This window comes from Asaia sp. VD9 (assembly GCF_037150015.1).
Classification (GTDB): Bacteria; Pseudomonadota; Alphaproteobacteria; order Acetobacterales; family Acetobacteraceae; genus Asaia.
This window is the reverse complement of record NZ_JBBCQM010000010.1, coordinates 120,106-138,930: the sequence shown is the minus strand read 5'-3', so window position 1 is coordinate 138,930 and position 18,825 is coordinate 120,106. Positions and strand designations below refer to the sequence as shown.

Here is an 18,825-nt window from a genome sequence, read left to right as displayed (position 1 = left end):
AGCATATCCGGACGCTGAATACCCTGCTCGGCATCGCCAACAGCATTGGTCATTTCGATGACATCTTCAATGCGACCTTCCCGAAATCCTGCACGCAGATCGGCTTTGCTTTCAATGAGCAACGGCTTGGCCTGTCTGCTGCACAAGGAGCCCGCCCATGAGCCTCCTGCACTTCCTCGAAATCATCATCCCCGCCTGCGTTGTCACTCGCCTGCTCGTCTGGGCGTCCGGCGTGACGCGGGCCACAAGCTCGGAGGAACGCCCATGAGCGCCCCAGCCGCCAAGCCACCCTTCTCTCTGACCGGCACCGTCTCCGCGCTCGATCTGCAGAGCATCGCAAGCCGCCTCGAACGCAAGGGAGGCCAGAAATGAGCGATACGAAGCCCTGCGCCTATTGCGGCGCCCTCATCATACGCGAGGATCACATCACGAAATGGAGTTGGCAGAAGCGCCGGTTCTGTCGTGCGTTCTGTGCGGCGCAGGAAACCTCCGGCGATCGTATGGTCACGAAGGATGAGGCTGAGCGCTTTCTCGTTCTGGTGAACAAGGGCGCGTCCCAGACTGCGGCGGCGAAAGAGATCGGGCGGAAACAGTCGAGCCTCCTGAACGCGGCCATCAAGCATGGACTGCTCAACGCGCGCATTCCGGCTGCCAATGACCCGTGCAGCACGTCTCCGGAGGAGATGCTTGCGCTTTTCCGGGATGGCCTGTCGTACAGCGAGATTGCTGCGCGCTGCGGCATCTCGGTCAAGGCTGTTTCCGCAAAGGTCAACCAGGCGAAGAAGCGCGAGGTTCCGGCGCCTGGGCAGCCGCGGCTCCCTGTAGCGGTCCCTGCCTCCACCCTTAACACAAGGGGGCCAGAGCCAGCCGGGTCTGATGTAAGCTGGGGCGCGCTCGGGCTTGGAATTCCCTATTTCGAAGCCCTGAAACTGACGCAGAACATGCGCGCCCTCTGACCCCCTCAAATGACGACCACGACCCCCACCGCAGCCGCAAACTGCTCGACCAGACGTTGGCGCGTCTGGCCCGTAGCGTGCGGATGCAGCACCGACCAGAGCCGGGCGGCGCGCATGATGTCGAGAGCGATCACGGGCGTATCCAACCGCTGCGTGAACCTTCTCGCATCTGCCTCGACCAATGGCTTGTCGTGCTCGTGGGTGGTGGTGTCGTCGTCCATTCTTTGGCTGCTCCAGTTCGTCCCTGACCCGACGAACCATGGAGAATGCCAATGCGGAAATCTCGGGGAGTTCCCCACCGAAAATTTCGGGGAGGTTTTGCCGTCATAATCGACGCAGCTTCCTACGCTGAAACCGTGACCGACATTCTGCGCCGCAATTACGGCCATGTCCGCCACGCAGCGAAACAACTCGCCCGTGAAATCGGCACCTCGCCGCGCACGGTCGAAAACTGGTTTGCCGGAATCAACGCGCCCCGAGGGGCTGAGCTGATCCGGCTCATGCAACAATGTGACGATCTCCGCGACGAGATCTTCCGAATTGTGGAGGAAGGCCAATGCCCAAAGGCGTCGGCATCGACTTCGGATGGTGTGGATTTGGCCACCATTCCGGCCCCCCAAGAACATTCCGACTGGGTTTTCTATCGGTGATGCTTTTCCCGGACGGGATCGTTGCGCGCTTCGCGAGCTACGAGATCGCGCTCCAGGTGAAGCGGGATGGGGTGGAAAAATGATTCAACCGCTCCCGTTCGCAAACCTGCGAAATTACTTGGCCGATCAGATCGAAATGGAAGGAAGCCTATCGCGCTGGGCTGACCGGCACGGCTTCCACAAATCGACTGTTTCCGAAGTCCTGAGCCAGAAGCGCGAGATGCCAGACAGTATGGCGAATGCGCTTGGTTTTGCTGTCCAGAAAATTGCCATTCCGATGCGAGGCCAGAATGTCTGAGTTCCCGAACGATCACAATTCCCGCACCCAAGAAGGCGGGGTGGCTGCGGATCGTCTGCGTTCGATCATCGAGCGCCATATCCGGCTTGAGGAAGAGGTGAAGGCCCTGCGCGGCGACCAGAAGGACATAATGTCCGAGGCCAAAAGTGCGGGTTACTGCCCCAAGACGATCAAGCAGGTCATTCGCATCATGAATGCGGATCCTGAGGACGTGCAGGAAGCAGAGCATCTGCTCGATACATATCGGAGGGCATTAGGATGCTAAATTTCCTCTTCCCCCGCCTTCGTCGCCTGGAGGCCGAGAACGAGCGCCTGCGCGTCCTGCTCTGGGAAGCCAAGGCTGAACCTGCCCGCACGCTGGCCCTCCTGGCCGCCAAGGACAAGGAAATCGCCACCCTCAAAGCCGAGAACCGCGCCCTGAAACGGGAGCGGGACCGGAACGGGAGGTTTGCGCCATGCGAGAAATAACCTTCACCCTCCCCGCGCCTTTCCCTCTCGTGAACAGAACGACCGGGTTTAGCCACTCCACAACGGCGAAGCAGAAGAACCAACTCCGCAGGCAGGTCATGGCGGCGGCGCTCCACCTTCGCCCGCCTGCGCCTTTCGAGCGCGCCAAGGTCATAGTCGAGCGGCACTCTGTCGGCACCCCAGACAAGGACAACCTCTGGGGCTCTGCCAAGCGGCTGCTGGACTGCCTGACCACGCCCGCGCTGCTCAACGTCCGCACGGAAGGCGCGCGTCAACGCACGAAGAACAAGCGTGGCCTGGGCTTCATCATCGACGACGCGCCGCAGTACGCCGAAATCGAGGTCATCGGCATCAAGTGCAAGCGCGCCGAACAGCGCACGGTCGTGACCATTCGCGAGGTGGTGGGATGACTGGATCAGCAACCGAGCGCCTCGGTCACGAGGTTATTGGGCAGGAAATCATCTTCCACGAACGTGTCGTAACCTGGGACGAAGCCGATAAGCGGGCCGGGTTTCGCCTCGACCGTCGCAAGCGTTGGGCGTTCATCAAGTCATGTCTGGAGGGAGTTCCTGACCTCTGCGAATGCATCAAATGGACAGATGAATGCAGCGAGTGCTGCCCGGATCTCGAATACTGGCGCCCTTCAGGGCGTGGTCGTGGATGCAGGTATTGCGGCTATACGGGACGCGCGCGCCGCTCTTCGTGGGTTCCCTACTGCAGCAAAGCTCAAGAGGTGGCGGCATGAGCAAACCAGAACCCCTGACGCCCGAGTATTGCGACCTGCGCGGCTACGAATTCATGCCGCTTTTCGGTCACAAGCTGTTCGCGAGCGAGTTTTACACCGAGGCAAGCGCGGACGAGTTCCGCGCAGGTCTGCGTCTTTGGTGGGCGGCATGGAACCAGGTGCCTGCCGGAAGCCTGCCGAACAGTGATCGTGCGCTTGCGACATTGGCCGATTTCGGACGCGATATCGAGGCTTGGCAGGACGTGAAAGAGCGCGCTCTACACGGCTTTATTGAGTGCTCTGACGGCCGTCTTTATCACCCGATGATTTGCGCAGAAGCCATTGAATCGTATGAAGAAAGGCTACGCAAAAGCAAGCGCCGGACTGACGACAAGGAGCGTCTGAAACAGTGGCGTGAGATGCGCCGCAATCAGGAGCGAAACGCGTCTCATGCGGATGACACGGAGACCAGTGAAACGGAAGTGAAACGCGTTTCAGGCGCATATCAAACCGAGGAACGAAACGCCTCCGTACAACGCGCCGCGCGGCGTGACAGGGACAGAGACAGTAATACACACTCACTACGTTCGTGTGACGCGGCTTCGCCCGTCGCTGAAGCGCAGGCTGTCGCTGTCATTCCCCCTGATCCTCCGCTCGACGCCCGGACGGCGCTTTTCCGAACTGGCGTGACCACCGTGCAGGCCATGACCGGAATGCCGGGGCCAAAGGTCCGAACGCTGATCGGGAAATGGCTGAAGGACTGCGGCGACGATTGCGCGATGCTGAACGACATCATCGCCCATGCAGCCGACACGCGACCATCCGAGCCACAAGCCTTCATCGCCGGGGCGATCCGCCACCGAACTGCGAGCGACTTCCGCCAACTGGAAACAAACTGGGGGCTCGATGATGTCGATCTCGACGCCGCGCTCCGAGACCACGAAAGGGCCTTGGGCCTATGAGCGAACTGATTGCAACCGATCGCCCGCAAGCGGCGAAGGCCATTGCGACGTGGCTTACCCGCCTTGCCCGCATGGTTCGGCATCAAGGCCAGATGACGCCCCAGGAACGCGGGGCCATGGTCGCGGAATACGCGGAAATGCTTCTGCGCACCGACCTGCCAGATGCGGCATTCAACTTCGACGCGCTGCACTACGTTGCCGAGGGCTGCGAGTGGTGGCCTGCGTTCTCGGTCCTGGCATCGAAGCTGCAGGAGCACTGGGCCATAAAGCGCGTGCAGATGGAAAACCGGCAGCACCTCCGCATTGCCGGACCGGGCGACAGCGCGCCCTTGTCCCCGAGCGACGAGAACTGGATGCGGTTCTGGCGCCGGCACGAGGATATGGGCTGGACGCAGGAAGGCGAGACCATTGCCGATGAGCGCGCCAAGGTCGCTCGCAAGCGGAACGGCCTGAGCATGATTCGGCGTTATGCCCCCGACGCCTACCAGCGGATTACGGGCAAGCTGGCAGAGGATAGAGGGACTGGTCAGGACTGGCATGATGGCCGTCAATTGGCGTCCACGCTGCGCACCCTGCGGGATCACCCGTTCAAGGCGGTCATGCTTCGCGCCATTCAGGCCGTGGTGAAGAACCGGGCTCCTGAGCACCTTGGTCTCGTGCAGGACGCGATTGCGAGCGCCGGAATGGCCGCCAATCCCGAGCCCCCCAGGCAGAGGGCAACGGCATGAAAAACCCAGCAAAACCGGGCGTTTCCAGTACCGACGGGACTCGGGGTGTGGTAGGATCGAGAATGACGAAAAACACCGCATTGACAGTTTGCGCGCTTGCCTGCTGGGTCGGGGTGCTGGTTTGCGTGACCGTTGGGCCCGTACGGGCTGGTGACGAGAGCGCCGCTTGGTTTGGCGCTTGTTCCTGGTTTCTCGTGACGGTAGCCACGAGCCTGATCACTATCGGCATCCTCGCCGAAAGACGTCACTGGTGAGCGAAACGACGAAACGCATCCTCGGCGCCGACCTGATCGATCTCAGCGTGCCGTGGGCCGAACGCATCGACCGAACGCATCTCGCAGCGCGGCCCGTTGATCAACGGACTCGGAGAGCCTCGACGTTTGGCGCTGAGGGCGGTGTGAAGCGTGAGACGACAAACTCACCGGCGGAAATTAAAGGGGGTTGTACGGGGCGGAAAAACGCCCCAGCGCGATGGTTCCTTTGGGTGACTCATTTTGCTGGTGCGCTCCTCTTAGTCCTCGATTTGGGTTTGATGTTCGGCTTGATAGCATACGCTACATGCGCATCCTTTGGGTTCCTGATCGGCAAATTATGGATCTTGGGGTGGCCGCGCGCTTCTGGTGGGGAGGGGGTTTGATGTGGTCTGACTGGCAAACAGCGAACGACCGCGCCTGTTCAGAGATGTTTTGGCCTGAACCTGCAAACGATGACGAAGACCCAGGATATGATTATGATGGGGACGACTTAGCGGCGTGACCCTCCCCTTCCCCACCTGGCGAGACCTAGCCGACACGCTCGCCAGCCGAGACCCCGACCAGCGCGTGACTGACGACGATCAGGCCGAAAGCACATCCATCGACACGCCCAGCGCAGTTGCGAGTTTCCTGATCGCCTCGACGCTGCCCGGTTTCTTACCTTTCTCGATCTCGTTGAGATAGGTCTTGCTGATGCCCGCCGACGTCGCAAGAGCGGCCTGCGTCAGGCCCTTTCGTTCACGCAAGATCGTCAGTGCAGGCACATCGTCCAGAACCATCCGGCGCGTTTCCTCCGCCGTGAAAGTGACACGCTCGGAAAGACCTCGTTCTGACGCCACAATCGCCTTGCGATCCTGTTGATCATCGAGCCGGTCGAGCAGGCTCTCCCAATCGCCGCGGCTAACCGTCACGGTATCCGGCGTCTGGCTCAGGATGGTAATTTCGCTCATCGATAAATCTCCCCTCGCTTGTTGACCGCGACAACCTCGATTGCCGCGTCTGTCAGGCGGTAGACGGCCCGCCACATGCCTTTGCGCGCCCGCCAGTAACTCGGATTGCCCTGCATCTCGGTGATGAAGGAAAGGCGCTGCGGGTGAAGATCTGCGACCTGCTGCAGGGCTTCCATGATCTTCTTGGCGTCTGCCTTGGGCAGAGCTTTCAGATCTTTCAGTGCGGCGGTTTCGTAGATCAGTTCCATAGGCAGATATTCGCTGATAGCGTACGATATGTCAATCGCTGATAGCGAATTATTCCGACAGTTCGTTTATTTTTCCGTGTACCTAGAGGGCGGGGTTGGCGATAAACGGGGTATGACGACAGCCCAGAAAATCCACGAAACTGTTGCTCAAATGGCGAAGCCGAAAGCGGTCAGGCGCCCTTCCGCTCCGAGGCACGAAACGGGGCTCATCGCAACGATGGAGGGAATGGGGAAGGACGATTACCAGGGCGCTGCCGGCAAGCGCTCGCGATGCAACCACCTCCTGACGTTGCGCAAGGCGGGCGAACTTGACGCCGAAGCGGAGACGTTGGCTGGACGCTGGCTGAGCGATTACGAATTTGGCGCTCATGGTTATACGGACGCCATGCACAATCCGCTGCCGAGCGATTACATTCGTGGCGATGCCATTACTTTCGCCACCTCGCGCGGCATCGCCAGTGAACGGGTGGGATTGGTACGCGACAACCTGGGGGATGATGCGCATGATATGCTCGTCCGGCTCCTCTCTCTCGATCAGTCTTTCGCCTCGATTGCGCGCGAGAAGTTTCCTGCGCGTAGCAAAACGAGCGCCGAAAAGGCCATTCGGGAACGCGCAGTCGTGCTGCTGCAAATCCTGCCGAGCGCCTATAAATCAGCCTGCCGCTTGCAGAAGCAGCGCAAGGAACAGGCGCGCAGATAACGCTGTACAATGGCCATGCAGACGGATAATATCGGATAAATCCCTAAATCTGCGCGGTTCACAATGCTCACACAATCAACGCGATTGTCGGTGGGCGATATTATGCAGTTCGGCGCGGTTCGGTTTTTCCTGGTTGGGATGGGCTCTAATACCGCTGTTCTCTGCGAAATCGTTGGTTCTTCCGCGCCCCATCATAGGGCCGATATCCCCCTGTCCTGGCCTGAGACTCTGCGGATGGGGGTCGCTACGCGCAGTCATATCAGATGCGCGCCGCAGCTTTTTCGGGATGCCGGGCGACTTATGAAAATCGGCGCTGCCGACAAGCCCGTGTTGGCGCGTGTGCGAGCGGCCGTCAGGGTCGAGCTCGACGTGCAGAGACGCGAGGACGACTGGCTTTTTGCTCGGCGTCTTTGTGGCTGAATTCCCATAAACATAATTGCCTGGAGGTCGCATGGCTGGGCGCAAACGTCCGGTAAAGAGCCGGGTTACTACAAAAACCACAAAGCCAAAGCGCGATGCGCGAGATGTCTTTCTCGACCATCTGCGCAAAACGTCGAATATCTCGGAAGCGGCGCGCGTTGCCGTTCTGGATCGCACAACCGTTTACAGATGGCGCTCGGAAGATCCTGGCTTCGCTGCGGCCTGGGACGACGCAATTGACGAGGCGACAGACGCGTTAGAGGCTGAAGCCCGACGCCGTGCGGTCGACGGGCACGAAGAATATGTGGTCTCAATGGGCCAGATCGTCCTCGACCCTAAGACCGGCGAGCCTTTGAAGCAAAAGCGCTTCAGTGACTCCCTCACCGCACTTCTGCTGCGCGCCCACCGCCCCGAAAAATACCGAGAACGGCATGACGTGAAGCAGTCGGGATCGGTCGCGATCACCATCACACCGGACGACAGCGCGCTTTGAGGCATGGTCGCAACGCTCAATCCTGCACAGGCTGAGGCCAACCGGCTCTTAGGCTCGCCTGCAACGCACATTCTGCTGCGTGGCGGATCGCGCTCGGGCAAGACATTCCTGCTGGTCCGCGCAATCGTCATTCGGGCAGTCATGGCCCCGGGCTCGCGGCACGGGATCTTCAGGCACAGGTTCAACGCCCTCAAACACACGATCATCGGCGATACTTTTCCGAAGGTCATGCGCCTTTGCTTTCCCGACCTGCCATACACGCTGAACAGAACTGATTGGTTCGTCAGCCTGCCCAACGGCTCCGAGATTCTGTTCCACGGTCTCGACAGTTCGGACAGGACCGAGAAGATCCTCGGTCTGGAGTTCGTCACGGTCTATCTGAACGAAGCGAGCCAGATCAGCTACGGCGCCCGCAACATGCTGCTGACTCGCTTGGCACAAAAAACAAAGCTGGTCGCCAAGGAGTATATCGACGCCAACCCACCAACGACCTCGCACTGGCTCTACAGCCTGTTCGAGCGTCGGATAGAGCCGAAAGGCGGCGAGCCCCTGCCCGATCCGGCGTCTTACGCGACGATGCAGATCAATCCGGATGCGAACCGGGACAATCTCTCGCCTGAGTATCTCGCCCAGCTGGAGGCATTGCCGGAAAAGGAGCGTCAGCGCTTTCTCTTCGGGAATTATCAGACGGCGATTGACGGGGCGCTCTGGACGCTGGATCGGATCAAGCGGGCCTCTGCGGTCACAGATGCGGATCGCGCTGCCATCCTTGCGGATATGCGTCGCATCGTCGTGGCTGTAGATCCCTCTGGCTGTTCAGGTCAGGAAGATTACCGCTCGGACGAGATCGGCATTTCGGTTTGCGGCATCGACCGTGAAGGCTGCGGCCACGTGCTGGCAGATCTGACATGCCGCACCGGCCCGGCCGGGTGGGCAAAGATCGCGCTTGATGCCCTCGACCTTTGGAAGGCCGACCGGATCATCGCCGAACGCAATTTTGGCGGAGCAATGGTCGAGCAGACAATACGATCGGTCAGGGCAACCGCGCCGATCAAGATGGTGACGGCCTCACGTGGAAAATATGCCCGGGCTGAGCCGATCGCCGCGCTCTATGAGCAAGGCAAGGTTACGCATCACGGGCGCTTCCCTGATCTCGAGGATCAAATGTGCCAGTTCTCTGCTTCCGGCTTCCAAGGCGCTCGCTCGCCTGATCGGGCTGACGCGCTGGTATGGGCGCTGACAGAACTGATGCTCGAAAGGCAGAGCGCTCCAGCTGGATGGGCCCCTGCGCCGGTTACTTTTGGACGATAAGGCTTTCACATGGACTGGCGGCATCTCACCGAGCGATACGTCGCGCCTCACGGTCTGACCGCGCGGAGTGCTCGTTTGCTCAATCTCCGCCGCGTGCTCGACGGAACGATGTATGACGTTCTGCCGCACGATTTCTCGGAGGAGTATTCCGGGGCCGGTGAGTACATACCCCTCCCCCGCCGCCGCCCGTCCGTCCGCACCAATCTGTGCCGAACGGTGGTTGATGACAGTGTGTCGCTGCTGTTTGGTGACACGCATTGGCCGAGCTTTCGGGCAACGGACCAGAACACGAGCGACGCGCTCAATGCTTTTGCCCGGTGCGCAGGACTTCGGACCCTTATGGTCGAGGCCGCAACGCGGGGCTCGGTCGGTTCTGTCGCGATCCTGATCGAGGCGATCGACGGCCAGCTTGCGCCCACATTGCTCGACACCGCCTACCTCACGCCACGTTGGGACGCGCTTGGTCGCCTTCTTTCGGTTCAGGAGCGGTATGTCGTCTCAGGCAGGGAGTTAGCTGCATCGGGCTATTCGATCCCTGACGATATGGCCGGCTCGCAGTTCTGGTGGCAACGAACATGGACGGCGCAAGAGTGCGAGGTCATGCAGCCGCAGCCCGTCAGTTCGGACAAATCAGCCAACATTGACGCAGAGCGGTCGAGCAAGCACGGCCTTGGCTTTGTGCCCATCGTCTGGATCCGGAACCTTGGTGGTGCACCGGGCGAGGCTGACGGGGCTTGCACGTTCGAAAAGGCGATCGATACCGTCATCGAGGCCGATTACCTCCTGTCGCAAGGTGGTCGCGGCTTGCGCTATGCCTCCGACCCAACGCTGGTGCTTAAGGCTGGTCGGGAAGAGTCCGGCGCTCCAGCCCGTCAAGGTGGTGCGGCCTCGGCTCTAACGCTGCCCCCTGACGGCGATGCCAAGCTGCTCGAGATCAACGGTGCGGCGGCCGATGCGGTCCTGACCCACTACCGGGAGTTGCGGGCCTTGGTGCTCGAGCAACTGCACGGCAACCGCGCCCATTCAGACAAGATTTCCGCAGCGCAGTCCGGCCGGGCCATGGAGATGATGTGCCTGCCGCTCATCTGGCTCACGGATCGGCTCAGGCAGTCCTATGGCGAGAGCGGGTTGCTATGCCTGCTCCGCATGGTCTGTCAGTTCTCCGCGGCTTTGGCTGACGGCGTGCTGATCAACGGCGAGCGGCACAAGGATCTCGACCCAACCGGTCTTTGCCTGCACTGGCCGCCGTGGTTCGACCCGACCGAGCCCGAATTGCTGGCGCTGGCCCAAGGGCTCGTGACGGCAGTGGATGGCGGCCTGATCGCGAACCAGACCGCCTGCATGATCTACGCCGCCCGGATTGGTGTCGCTGACGCCTCCGAGGAATGGGCAAAGATCAAAGCCGAGGTTGCGAATGGTGCCCGCGTAGCCAAGCCCGCCGACGCGGTTCGCAAGGATGCCCTCGTTGGCAAGACGCTCTCGCATCAGGTCGAGGCGTAATCGCGGCTGATGCCGCACCCCGAAAAAGAGAGACAGATGTCCGAACCAACCGAAATCGACCCGAACACCGTTCGGGAGCTCGAGCGCGCGCGCGCCGACCTCAAGACACTGCGTGCCGAACTCAAAGGCGTGCAGGAAGACGCTGACCGCGCCCGCAAGGAACGTGATGGCTTCAAGGGCCAGATGGAGAAGCAGCGCGCTGAGCATGAGGCCAAGCTGGCCGAAGCCACCGCTGCAAATGACGCTCTCCGCGCCGAAAACGAAACGGCCATGACCGAACTGCGCTCAGCAGGCGACAAGGCCCTGATGCACGCGAAGGCTGAGGCAATTGCGACCCGTCTGGGTGCGCATGATCCGGCTGATGTGGTGCGCCTGCTCGATCTCTCTGCCGTCAAGCGCGGCGAGGATGGAGCGTTCGAGGGACTGTCCGAAGCCCTCGAATCCGCCAAGGAGAGCAAAGCCTATCTGTTCGGTGAGCCGCCCAAGAACGGCGCCGAACAAGGCACGACCCGCACCGCTCCCGCGCCCCAGCCGGGCAAACCCGAGCCGGTCAACGCCCGCACAATGGCGACGCAGGATTACGAGGCGCAGAAGCGCCAGTTCCTCGCATCCTGACAATCCCTTTCCCCGCCTGGCTGATGCTGGGCGTGACCGTGCCTGATGGCGCAATTTCCCTCCCCAGCATCATGAGAGTGCAATGAGCATCACGAATTTCCCGCTGCAGCTTCAGGCAGCCATCCAGCAGGGCTACCTTGCCCGCGAATTCCAGAACGGCCTGACCTCCAAGCTCGGGTTTCGCCAGATCGCAGACCGTGAAAACGTCTCGGCCGGCATTGGTGAAACGATCACCAAGACGCGCAAGAGCCTGAAGACGCCGGTTACCACGCCGCTTAACCCGGCATCGAACACGAATTTCGATAACGGCCTGACGGCGACTGGATGGGGTGTCGAACAGTACACGCTCACGCTGAACCAGTACGGCGACACGACCGACCTGAACATGGTCACGTCTCTCGCTGGCATCGCGAGCCAGTTCCTGGCCAATGCCCACACCAACGGCATTCAGGCAATGCAGTCGCTTGATCGCCTCGCTCGCAATGCCCTGTTCGGTGGCGCGATGAACGGTGTTGGCGGCTATCCGGGCGGTAACACGCGCGTCTCCACGACACTCGGCTCTGCCGGAACCACGATCAGCGTTGATGATATCCGCGGCTTTCAACGCATCATCTACAATGGTCAGGTGACGCCAATCGGCAGTGGCGCCGGCATGATGATCACTGTTGGTGCCAATGCTTATACGCTTGTGAGCGTTGCTGCCGACGCAACCAACGCCTCGACCGCTCCGGGCGGCATTTCTGGCACGCTGACCGTATCGGGCAACAACATCACCGTCGCTGATGGCACGGCAGGCAATGCTGTCGTCTCGTCCGTTGCGCCGAACGTGATCCGCCCGAATGGCCGCCTCACGACTGCCGCTCTTGCCGCCGGCGATACGCTGGGCATTCAGAACGTGCTGGCCGCTGTTGCCGCCCTGCGCCGCAACAACGTGCCGCCCATCAACGGCGCCTACAACTGCTATCTGGACGATCTGCAGTTGCTCGGCCTCTTCCGTGATGCTGACTTCAAATACCTCTACCGTGGTGCCTATGGCTCGGAAGAGTATCGTTCTGGGCAAGTGATCGAACTGCTCGGCGTGCGCTTCATTCCGACGACAGAGGCCCCGCAGCAGGCTTCTCTCGGTGGCGGTCCGATTCATCGTGCAATCGTCCTGGGTCAGGGCGCCCTGGTCGAAGGCAATTTCGCGGGCACCGGTTACTCCGACATTCCCGGCGTCGATACAGCGCTGCTCGAGATGATCGACGGTGTGGCCATGGTCACCCGTGAGCCACTGGACCGTCTGCGCCAGATCATCGCGCAGTCGTGGTACTGGATTGGCGGCTTTGCCCTCCCGACCGACATGACGGCCAATGCGTCGATCATCCCGACCGCCACGAACAGCTATCTGAAGCGCGGCGTGGTGATCGAGAGCCTTGGCACAGATGGCCTGACTGCCTGATGGCGCGGCGTCCGCGCAATCTGTCAGAGCATGGGGAGGCATCGGAAACGGCGCTTCCTCAGCCTCGGGCTATTCGCCTGACCGCGCCGCACGGCTTTATCGAGAGCGTCCATAACAAGGGCGTCTTTCACTGGCCTGCGGGCGAGGTTGTCACCAATCCCGCCACGGTTGCGCTCCTGATCGAGCGTGGCGCGTCCTGGGAGATTATGGAATGTCAGGATCACTGACCCCCATTCCAGCGCCGGCTTTTGCGACCGCTCCGCTCACCAGTGATGAACTGGTCATGTGCCGCCGCTTCATGGGCTATCCGGCTCTTGGCGGCATCAGTTCGGGCGAGCAGTCGTGGCGCTTCTTCGCCGCCTACGGGTTCAACGAGTGGCGCTTCCAGAACATGTCACCCGCCGAACTGGCGCAGGTCCGTTCCTACCTGACGAACTGCACCAGCCTCGAACAGGCGATCTACGGCGCGTCGGATAATCTCGATACCGATCAGGCGGCGGTCTGGAAGCACAACCGGTCCGAGGTCGCCGACCGGGTGGCCCTTTACAACTATTGGCGTCAGCAGCTTTGCGCGTTCTTCGGTGCTCCGGTGGGGCCCGGCGTTTACGGTCAGGCGGGGCGCATCATCGTGTGAGGTCGAGCATGGACTACAAAGACGATCCCATCATCACGAATGCCAATGGCTTCGCCCTGCCCCGCGTCGCCTGGGCACTGGTCGAGGATGGTACGGTGCGCGCCGTTGCTCATACCTACGACGATCGCGCAGCGCCGTTCGAAAATGCGCCTGTGGCTGTCGCTGGGAATGTGCCGCTCACTGGGCGTTGCGCTCTCAAAGTGACGGGCGCTGGGGCCATGATCGGCCATCTGGTTGATCGCAACGGCAACGTGTCGGCGTCTGGCGGCCGCGAGGCGGCCCTCGCCCCCGAGATGGCAGCTTATCACGATGCTTGGCCCGCGCCGGTTGCGGCAGCCGCACCCGAGGCAGAGCCGGAACAACTGCCGCCCGAATTGCCGCCGCCTGACCAGCCTGAAGAGTAAGCGCCATGCCACCCATCAACCAGGGCGTATGCCAGACCGCTATGCAGCGCCATGTAGCGCGCGGCTACGGGCAGGCGGCAAAGCGCCTTGGGTCAGTGGCGCAGCAATACCGGCCATCCTGTCTGACGATGCCCTGCGAGCCCGATCCTTATGCGCTCGTGATGGCGACGTTCAACGATGACCCGGAATTTGCGTTCCGGCGTCCCGTCCAGTGGGGCAAGCCGGTCGCGTATGGCCTTTTCGATACGACCGATGTCGCGCCGGGCGATGTGTTCGTGCTGCCGAACGAGGGCACGTTCTTCATCACACGGTTCGAGCCTTTCCGGCCAGCACAGGCCATTCTGAGCAATGCAACGGTTACTTTGTCTGGTGCGCCGGGCGCAGGATCGGGGCCGCCCGCAGGGGGCATCTCTTGCCCGCTGGCAGGGTATCAGCCGGGATATGGCGGCGCAACGGCGGGAAATGTAAGGTCGGCCACCGGCTGGCCTGCATGGATCGGTGAGCCCGGTCGTGGCTATGTGCCTCAGACGGGAACGCCCGGCGCGCTTCCAGCCGCCGCGCTTCTCATGCGGTTGCCGGTCATGCCTGACTTCTTCCCGACCGCCTACATGACGGTCGCGACCCAGGCGGGGCAGGCCTACACGATCACCGGCGTTGCTTCCTCGCAATACGGGCATGAATGCCTGATGGTCACACAGCAGGTCTGACATGTCCGATATCTCGAGCGTTGCGACTGGGCTGGCGCAGCTTTGCGCGAGCGCGCTCTACCCAAATGGTATGAGCGCCGCCTCACTCTCTGGACGCCGAACGATCATCCAGCGTGGGTGGCTCACTGAGGCTGTCATGTCCGGCATATGCGGGCCTCAGGGCGGCACTGACTATGTGCTCGTCATGCCGGTGCAGGGCGCGTATCGGACCATTCCCGAGCCTCTGGGTTGGCCTTGGGAAACGGGGCCGATCACGGCGCCTACTGTATCGCTGAATGTCCAGGGCAACACAGCGACGGTGTCGATCACAGACGGGGCGGTGCCGGGCGGCAATGTCGGGCTTCAGGTTCGCGCCTATGCGAACGCGCCATTTCCCGACCGGCTGGCTGCTGTCCATACTGTGCAGCCATCAGACACGGTGGGTACGATTGCAGCCGCTCTGGCCGCATTCTTCCCCGGTGCAACGACGCTAGGTCCGACCCTCACCATTCCGCATGCGATCGGGCTGACCCCGGCCACGGGCGGAACCGGTACGGCAACGCGCATCACCAGGCGTCAGCAGCAGCTCTTTCTGGTTACGCTCTGGTCGGGCGCGCCTGAGGGGCGCGATGCGCTCGGCTCGGCCCTCGATGGGGCGCTGTCTGGCGTGACGTGGTTTACAGCCTCGGACGGGGCGCAATGCCAACTCAAATTCGCCGGATCCGCTGACATCGACACGATGCAGGCCCAGAGCCTCTATCGGCGCGATATGCGCTTCAACGTGATTTACGACACCACACAGACCCAGGCCGCAGCGCAGATGCTCTTTGGTGCGGGCGTGGTGCATGTCCAGACGCCTGATGGCCCTGTGATTCAGACATTCGGGTCTGTCATCCCTGACAGCCTGCAATGACGCCTCCTGAGGGACGGCACTGACGCCCCTCGCCTCTTTCTCTCCCACCCTTCGAGGATAATTCATGAGCGGCACAACTACGCTATCGAGCGGGGGCAGCGGGGCTGCGTCTGCCGATCCGGCGGCCAGCACGACCGTATCGGGCGCGACAACCACCAAGCCACCCACTGTCAGTCCGGCGGCTGACTACGCCTACATCCCCCGCGAGCCCCTGACTGTGCTCGGCAAGGACTGCCCGGCTTTTGCGCCGATCACCGACGCTGCGACGATCGCCGAAATCGAGGCGACCGGGCAAGTCAATCACTGCACGCGGGTCAGTGCCGCATCCCTTGGAGGCTGATTCATGTCGAGGATCTATCAAAGCGGTCAGTTGAACACGACCGCACTTACTGTGCCCGATCTCTATGTCTCGATCGTGCAGCCGCAGACGCTGCTCAACGGCGTCACATCGGGGCGCGTGGGCATTGTCGGCACGGCCTCATGGGGACCGGTCAACACGCCGGTCGTCATTGGCGGCATGGGCGACTATCTGGCTGCGTTCGGCCCCAAGCAGGCAGCCGCAACCGATCTGGGGCTGGCGGTCAATATCGCCTCGTTGCAAGGCGCCTCTGACTTCCGCTGCGTGCGCGTAACCGATGGAACGGACACGGCGGCCGCAGGCACGTTGACGGGCTTGCTGAACCTCACGGCGCGATACACCGGCACATCGGGCAACGCCCTGTCGATGACGGTGCAGAAAACCGCCACTCAGTATCAGGTCACGCTCAGCGCGCCGTTTGCCCAGACTGCCGAGGTCTATTCGGTCGCTATCCAGACCAGCGTTCTGGCCTCGATGCAGGCGATCGTCAGTGCGGTGAATGCTGCAAGCAAGCTGGGCATCCTTGCGGTGGTTGCCTCACCCGGCTCAGAGCCGGCCTATCCGGCGACTATCGCCCTGACTGGCGGCACCAATGGCAGCGCCCCAGGCACAACCGCCTTCATAGGATCGGATGGCTCGGTATCCGGCGCCGGAACGGGCATGTACGCCCTGCGCGGTCAGGGTTGCGCCCTGGGCGTGCTGCATGGCCTGACCGACACGAGCACCTTCTCGACACAGGCGGCGTTCGGCCTTGGCGAGGGCGTTTACATGGTCGGCAGCATGTCGGCCGGCATGAGCGTTTCTGCCGCGGTCTCGGCTATGGCAGCTTCGGGTGGCGCCTCCTACGCGCTCAAGGTCATGCACGGCGACTGGCTGTGGTGGAACGACGATACGAACGGGCTCATGCTTGCCCCTCCGCAGGCTTTTGCAGCCGGTGTGATCGCCAATCTGGGTCCGCAGAATGCCAGCCTGAATAAGCAGCTTGCGGGCATTGCCGGAAGCCAGAAGGCAGGCCAGACCAGCGCGGGCGGCACGACGACCTACTCGACGGCAGAGCTCTCTGCCCTGATCGGTGCCGGTCTGGACGTGATTGCCAACCCCGCGCCGGGTGGCGCCTATTGGGCGTGCCGATCGGGCCACAACACCAGCCTGACAGCCACCGTGCAGTCCGACAGCTACACGCGCATGACCAACTACCTGGCCACGACGCTGGCAGGCGGCATGGGCGTTTATGTGGGCGCTGTCGTCAATGACACGCTGTTCGCCGAGATCCGCGCGACCATTCTCGGGCTCTTGTCCGGCATGTTGGGTCAGGGTCAGCTGGCGACGGTCAATGGTGCCCTGCCCTACACCGTGATCTGTGATCGCACGAACAACCCCGTCACCCGCACCGCACTCGGCTACGTTCAGGCCGATATCGCCGTGCAGTACCAGGGGATCAACGAGAAATTCATTCTCAACCTTCAGGGCGGCGCCTCGGTGCAGATCGCCTCGGCTAGCGGGAGCGTCTGATGGCCAACATGTTCAATGTCGGGCGGGATTGTCAGGTCGTCCTGCTCTGGAACGGCACCAAGATCAATATGCCGATTGTCACTGGCTTCCAGAGCCAGCAGCAGACCCATCAGGTCAACAGCACACCGCTCAACTCGCCTCCCATCTTCACGGATATCGAGAACGGCTGGCGCGGTCAGTTTGACGTGGACCGCAGCTCTGCCGATCTGGACAGCCTCATTGCCGCGAAGGAGGCCGCGTTCTGGAACGCTGGCACGATCGGCCAAGGGACCATCTATCAGTACATCACCGAAAAGGATGGCTCCACGACGACATGGGAGTACGCGGGTTGCACCGTCAGGCTCTCGGATGCCGGTCGCTGGCAGTCTGAAAACAAGACCTCCCAGCGCCTCGAATTCAACGCCAGCACAAGGACGAAAATCTCGTGACCGATACCATCAAAGACGCCAAGGGGCGTGAAATCGAAGTGCGCGAAGTTGTCGGAAGCGCCATGTCGCGCCTGGCCCGCCTCAGTGGCGAAGCATTCGGCGCCAATCTCTGGACCACAGCCACGATTGCCCGGGCGAGCGTTGTGTCGATTGACGGCGTTCCGCTGCCGCCGCGCATCTCATCGCTCAGCGACATCGACGGCTTGTGGGACAGCGTGGACGCAGAAGCGGCTTCGGCTGCGATCGAGTGGATGCAGGCTCGTCAGGAAAAGGCTGTTGAAGAGGCAAAAAACTCTTCGGCGCCCCAGGCTTCCGAGACCGGCTCTGGCTCGTAAAGAATGGGGTGCCTTACCTCACGGCAACAGAAGAACTGACCGACGCCGAGGTTATGGCCCACGCGATTGCCTTCTCTGAAATGGAGGGCAATCGCTTCGATTGGGACCAGATGCAGTTTGAGAGGCGCGACGATGCGTGATTTCACCCCTGAGGCCTTTGCCGCCTTTTTAGGTGAGGCCGCTCTTGCGGTAGAGCATCGCACCCGAAGCGCTCTCGAAGAAGCCGCACGCATTGTCGAGCACGAGGCCAAGGCCGAGATTGGCCATTACCAGGAACAGGCCGGGCCGTTCGTGCCATGGGCGGAACTGGCGGATGCGACCAAGGATGATCGTGTTCGACAGGGCTTCACCGAGAATGACCCCGGCCTGCGCTCCGGCACGATGCGCGACAGTATCAACCACCGGGTTGATGGCTCCGAGGCCCATATTGGCTCTGACGATCAGAACCTTGTCTATTTTGAGCTTGGGACTGACAAGCAGCCTCCCCGCACGGTCCTGGCCGGGGCTCTCATCAGAAAGACCGACGAGGTGGTCGAGACCCTTGGACGGCGCTTTGTTGCCAGCCTGACTGGTGACGGTGTGGCGAACGGAGCTTTGCCGCTGGATGGGGAGCGGTGGGAGATTGGTATGTAACGCACGCTAAGCGTGAAAGCGGGCCGGTATGCCGGGACCGCGATCGTCGCCGTGGATGCACACCTCGTTAACCCCATCCTCCAGTGACAGGAAGGCACCTCCGGCGTACCTGATCGCGTTGTCGAGCAGGTTGTCGATCGTGTCACGAACACTGTCGTCAGCTTCCACCACAACGATCCGCGCCACGCTATCTTCCATATCTTA

General features: G+C 61.7%; 29 protein-coding genes. 25 read left to right on the top strand and 4 right to left on the bottom strand.

The window, feature by feature from the left end; all coding sequences use genetic code 11:
- Positions 1-368 precede the first annotated feature (368 nt).
- Positions 369-956 carry a sigma factor-like helix-turn-helix DNA-binding protein gene (locus WFJ47_RS12855; RefSeq protein WP_336763508.1) on the top strand — a complete coding sequence of 196 codons (588 nt, stop codon included), beginning with the start codon at positions 369-371 and terminating at the stop codon, positions 954-956.
- A 5-nt stretch (positions 957-961) separates the two neighbouring features.
- Here the strand turns inward: WFJ47_RS12855 and WFJ47_RS12850 are convergent, their stop codons facing one another.
- Positions 962-1,177, bottom strand: a complete 216-nt coding sequence (locus WFJ47_RS12850; RefSeq protein ID WP_062164660.1) for a hypothetical protein — start codon at positions 1,175-1,177, stop codon at positions 962-964.
- 135 nt (positions 1,178-1,312) lie between these two features.
- Between WFJ47_RS12850 and WFJ47_RS12845 the strand changes: the two genes are divergently transcribed.
- The 8 genes from WFJ47_RS12845 (at position 1,313) to WFJ47_RS12810 (ending at position 5,040) form a co-directional block, all read left to right on the top strand.
- Positions 1,313-1,606 carry a helix-turn-helix domain-containing protein gene (locus tag WFJ47_RS12845; protein WP_336763506.1) on the top strand — a complete coding sequence of 98 codons (294 nt, stop codon included), beginning with the start codon at positions 1,313-1,315 and terminating at the stop codon, positions 1,604-1,606.
- A gap of 79 nt (positions 1,607-1,685) precedes the next feature.
- Positions 1,686-1,904: a hypothetical protein gene (locus WFJ47_RS12840; protein ID WP_336763504.1), complete on the top strand. Its 219-nt coding sequence runs from the start codon at positions 1,686-1,688 to the stop codon at positions 1,902-1,904.
- Positions 1,897-2,169: a DUF2312 domain-containing protein gene (locus WFJ47_RS12835; protein WP_336763502.1), complete on the top strand. Its 273-nt coding sequence runs from the start codon at positions 1,897-1,899 to the stop codon at positions 2,167-2,169. Before WFJ47_RS12840 ends, WFJ47_RS12835 begins: the two co-directional genes overlap by 8 nt.
- Positions 2,163-2,372: a hypothetical protein gene (locus tag WFJ47_RS12830; protein ID WP_336763500.1), complete on the top strand. Its 210-nt coding sequence runs from the start codon at positions 2,163-2,165 to the stop codon at positions 2,370-2,372. The genes WFJ47_RS12835 and WFJ47_RS12830 overlap by 7 nt, the downstream gene beginning before the upstream one ends.
- Before the next feature lie 98 nt (positions 2,373-2,470).
- Positions 2,471-2,782, top strand: coding sequence for a hypothetical protein (locus WFJ47_RS12825; RefSeq protein WP_336763498.1), 312 nt, complete (start codon positions 2,471-2,473; stop codon positions 2,780-2,782).
- 193 nt (positions 2,783-2,975) lie between these two features.
- Positions 2,976-4,058, top strand: a complete 1,083-nt coding sequence (locus WFJ47_RS12820) for a hypothetical protein (RefSeq protein WP_336763496.1) — start codon at positions 2,976-2,978, stop codon at positions 4,056-4,058.
- The gene (locus WFJ47_RS12815; protein WP_336763494.1) at positions 4,055-4,786 is read left to right on the top strand and encodes a hypothetical protein; all 732 of its coding nucleotides are present in this window, start codon (positions 4,055-4,057) and stop codon (positions 4,784-4,786) included. The genes WFJ47_RS12820 and WFJ47_RS12815 overlap by 4 nt, the downstream gene beginning before the upstream one ends.
- 62 nt (positions 4,787-4,848) lie before the next feature.
- On the top strand, positions 4,849-5,040 hold the full coding sequence (locus tag WFJ47_RS12810; protein WP_336763492.1) for a hypothetical protein: 192 nt from the start codon (positions 4,849-4,851) through the stop codon (positions 5,038-5,040).
- A 581-nt stretch (positions 5,041-5,621) separates the two neighbouring features.
- On the opposite strand, the gene WFJ47_RS12805 is transcribed toward WFJ47_RS12810, so the two are convergent.
- The gene (locus WFJ47_RS12805; RefSeq protein WP_336763490.1) at positions 5,622-5,990 is read right to left on the bottom strand and encodes a helix-turn-helix transcriptional regulator; all 369 of its coding nucleotides are present in this window, start codon (positions 5,988-5,990) and stop codon (positions 5,622-5,624) included.
- The gene (locus WFJ47_RS12800) at positions 5,987-6,238 is read right to left on the bottom strand and encodes a type II toxin-antitoxin system RelE/ParE family toxin (RefSeq protein ID WP_336763488.1); all 252 of its coding nucleotides are present in this window, start codon (positions 6,236-6,238) and stop codon (positions 5,987-5,989) included. Before WFJ47_RS12800 ends, WFJ47_RS12805 begins: the two co-directional genes overlap by 4 nt.
- A 151-nt stretch (positions 6,239-6,389) precedes the next feature.
- Between WFJ47_RS12800 and WFJ47_RS12795 the strand changes: the two genes are divergently transcribed.
- From WFJ47_RS12795 to WFJ47_RS12720, 16 genes are all read left to right on the top strand, one after another.
- Positions 6,390-6,938 (top strand): hypothetical protein, encoded by a 549-nt coding sequence (locus WFJ47_RS12795; protein WP_336763486.1) that lies wholly within the window; start codon positions 6,390-6,392, stop codon positions 6,936-6,938.
- 451 nt (positions 6,939-7,389) lie between these two features.
- Positions 7,390-7,851 carry a hypothetical protein gene (locus tag WFJ47_RS12790; protein WP_336763484.1) on the top strand — a complete coding sequence of 154 codons (462 nt, stop codon included), beginning with the start codon at positions 7,390-7,392 and terminating at the stop codon, positions 7,849-7,851.
- 3 nt (positions 7,852-7,854) lie between these two features.
- Complete coding sequence (locus WFJ47_RS12785) at positions 7,855-9,162, top strand: phage terminase large subunit (protein ID WP_336763482.1); 1,308 nt, start codon at positions 7,855-7,857, stop codon at positions 9,160-9,162.
- 9 nt (positions 9,163-9,171) lie between these two features.
- Positions 9,172-10,662 (top strand): portal protein, encoded by a 1,491-nt coding sequence (locus WFJ47_RS12780; protein WP_336763480.1) that lies wholly within the window; start codon positions 9,172-9,174, stop codon positions 10,660-10,662.
- A 36-nt stretch (positions 10,663-10,698) separates the two neighbouring features.
- A complete protein-coding gene (locus WFJ47_RS12775) occupies positions 10,699-11,277 on the top strand; it encodes a phage scaffolding protein (protein WP_336763478.1) in 579 nt (192 codons plus the stop codon).
- An 82-nt stretch (positions 11,278-11,359) separates the two neighbouring features.
- Complete coding sequence (locus WFJ47_RS12770; protein WP_336763476.1) at positions 11,360-12,718, top strand: DUF4043 domain-containing protein; 1,359 nt, start codon at positions 11,360-11,362, stop codon at positions 12,716-12,718.
- Positions 12,718-12,945 carry a hypothetical protein gene (locus tag WFJ47_RS12765; RefSeq protein ID WP_336763474.1) on the top strand — a complete coding sequence of 76 codons (228 nt, stop codon included), beginning with the start codon at positions 12,718-12,720 and terminating at the stop codon, positions 12,943-12,945. Before WFJ47_RS12770 ends, WFJ47_RS12765 begins: the two co-directional genes overlap by 1 nt.
- Complete coding sequence (locus WFJ47_RS12760) at positions 12,930-13,352, top strand: hypothetical protein (RefSeq protein WP_336763472.1); 423 nt, start codon at positions 12,930-12,932, stop codon at positions 13,350-13,352. Before WFJ47_RS12765 ends, WFJ47_RS12760 begins: the two co-directional genes overlap by 16 nt.
- Positions 13,353-13,360: 8 nt before the next feature.
- Complete coding sequence (locus WFJ47_RS12755) at positions 13,361-13,756, top strand: hypothetical protein (RefSeq protein WP_336763470.1); 396 nt, start codon at positions 13,361-13,363, stop codon at positions 13,754-13,756.
- Positions 13,757-13,761: 5 nt separating this feature from the next.
- A complete protein-coding gene (locus tag WFJ47_RS12750; RefSeq protein ID WP_336763468.1) occupies positions 13,762-14,463 on the top strand; it encodes a hypothetical protein in 702 nt (233 codons plus the stop codon).
- 1 nt (position 14,464) lies between these two features.
- Positions 14,465-15,355: a hypothetical protein gene (locus WFJ47_RS12745; protein ID WP_336763466.1), complete on the top strand. Its 891-nt coding sequence runs from the start codon at positions 14,465-14,467 to the stop codon at positions 15,353-15,355.
- A gap of 64 nt (positions 15,356-15,419) precedes the next feature.
- On the top strand, positions 15,420-15,695 hold the full coding sequence (locus WFJ47_RS12740; protein ID WP_336763464.1) for a hypothetical protein: 276 nt from the start codon (positions 15,420-15,422) through the stop codon (positions 15,693-15,695).
- A 3-nt stretch (positions 15,696-15,698) separates the two neighbouring features.
- Positions 15,699-17,225 (top strand): phage tail protein, encoded by a 1,527-nt coding sequence (locus WFJ47_RS12735; protein ID WP_336763462.1) that lies wholly within the window; start codon positions 15,699-15,701, stop codon positions 17,223-17,225.
- Positions 17,225-17,653: a hypothetical protein gene (locus tag WFJ47_RS12730; protein ID WP_233581956.1), complete on the top strand. Its 429-nt coding sequence runs from the start codon at positions 17,225-17,227 to the stop codon at positions 17,651-17,653. The genes WFJ47_RS12735 and WFJ47_RS12730 overlap by 1 nt, the downstream gene beginning before the upstream one ends.
- Positions 17,650-17,988 (top strand): hypothetical protein, encoded by a 339-nt coding sequence (locus WFJ47_RS12725; RefSeq protein ID WP_336763459.1) that lies wholly within the window; start codon positions 17,650-17,652, stop codon positions 17,986-17,988. The genes WFJ47_RS12730 and WFJ47_RS12725 overlap by 4 nt, the downstream gene beginning before the upstream one ends.
- A 132-nt stretch (positions 17,989-18,120) precedes the next feature.
- Entirely contained in the window at positions 18,121-18,621 is a 501-nt protein-coding gene (locus tag WFJ47_RS12720) for a hypothetical protein (protein ID WP_336763458.1), read from the top strand.
- Between the two features lie 6 nt (positions 18,622-18,627).
- On the opposite strand, the gene WFJ47_RS12715 is transcribed toward WFJ47_RS12720, so the two are convergent.
- Positions 18,628-18,807 carry a hypothetical protein gene (locus tag WFJ47_RS12715; protein WP_336763457.1) on the bottom strand — a complete coding sequence of 60 codons (180 nt, stop codon included), beginning with the start codon at positions 18,805-18,807 and terminating at the stop codon, positions 18,628-18,630.
- Between the last annotated feature and the right edge of the window lie 18 nt (positions 18,808-18,825).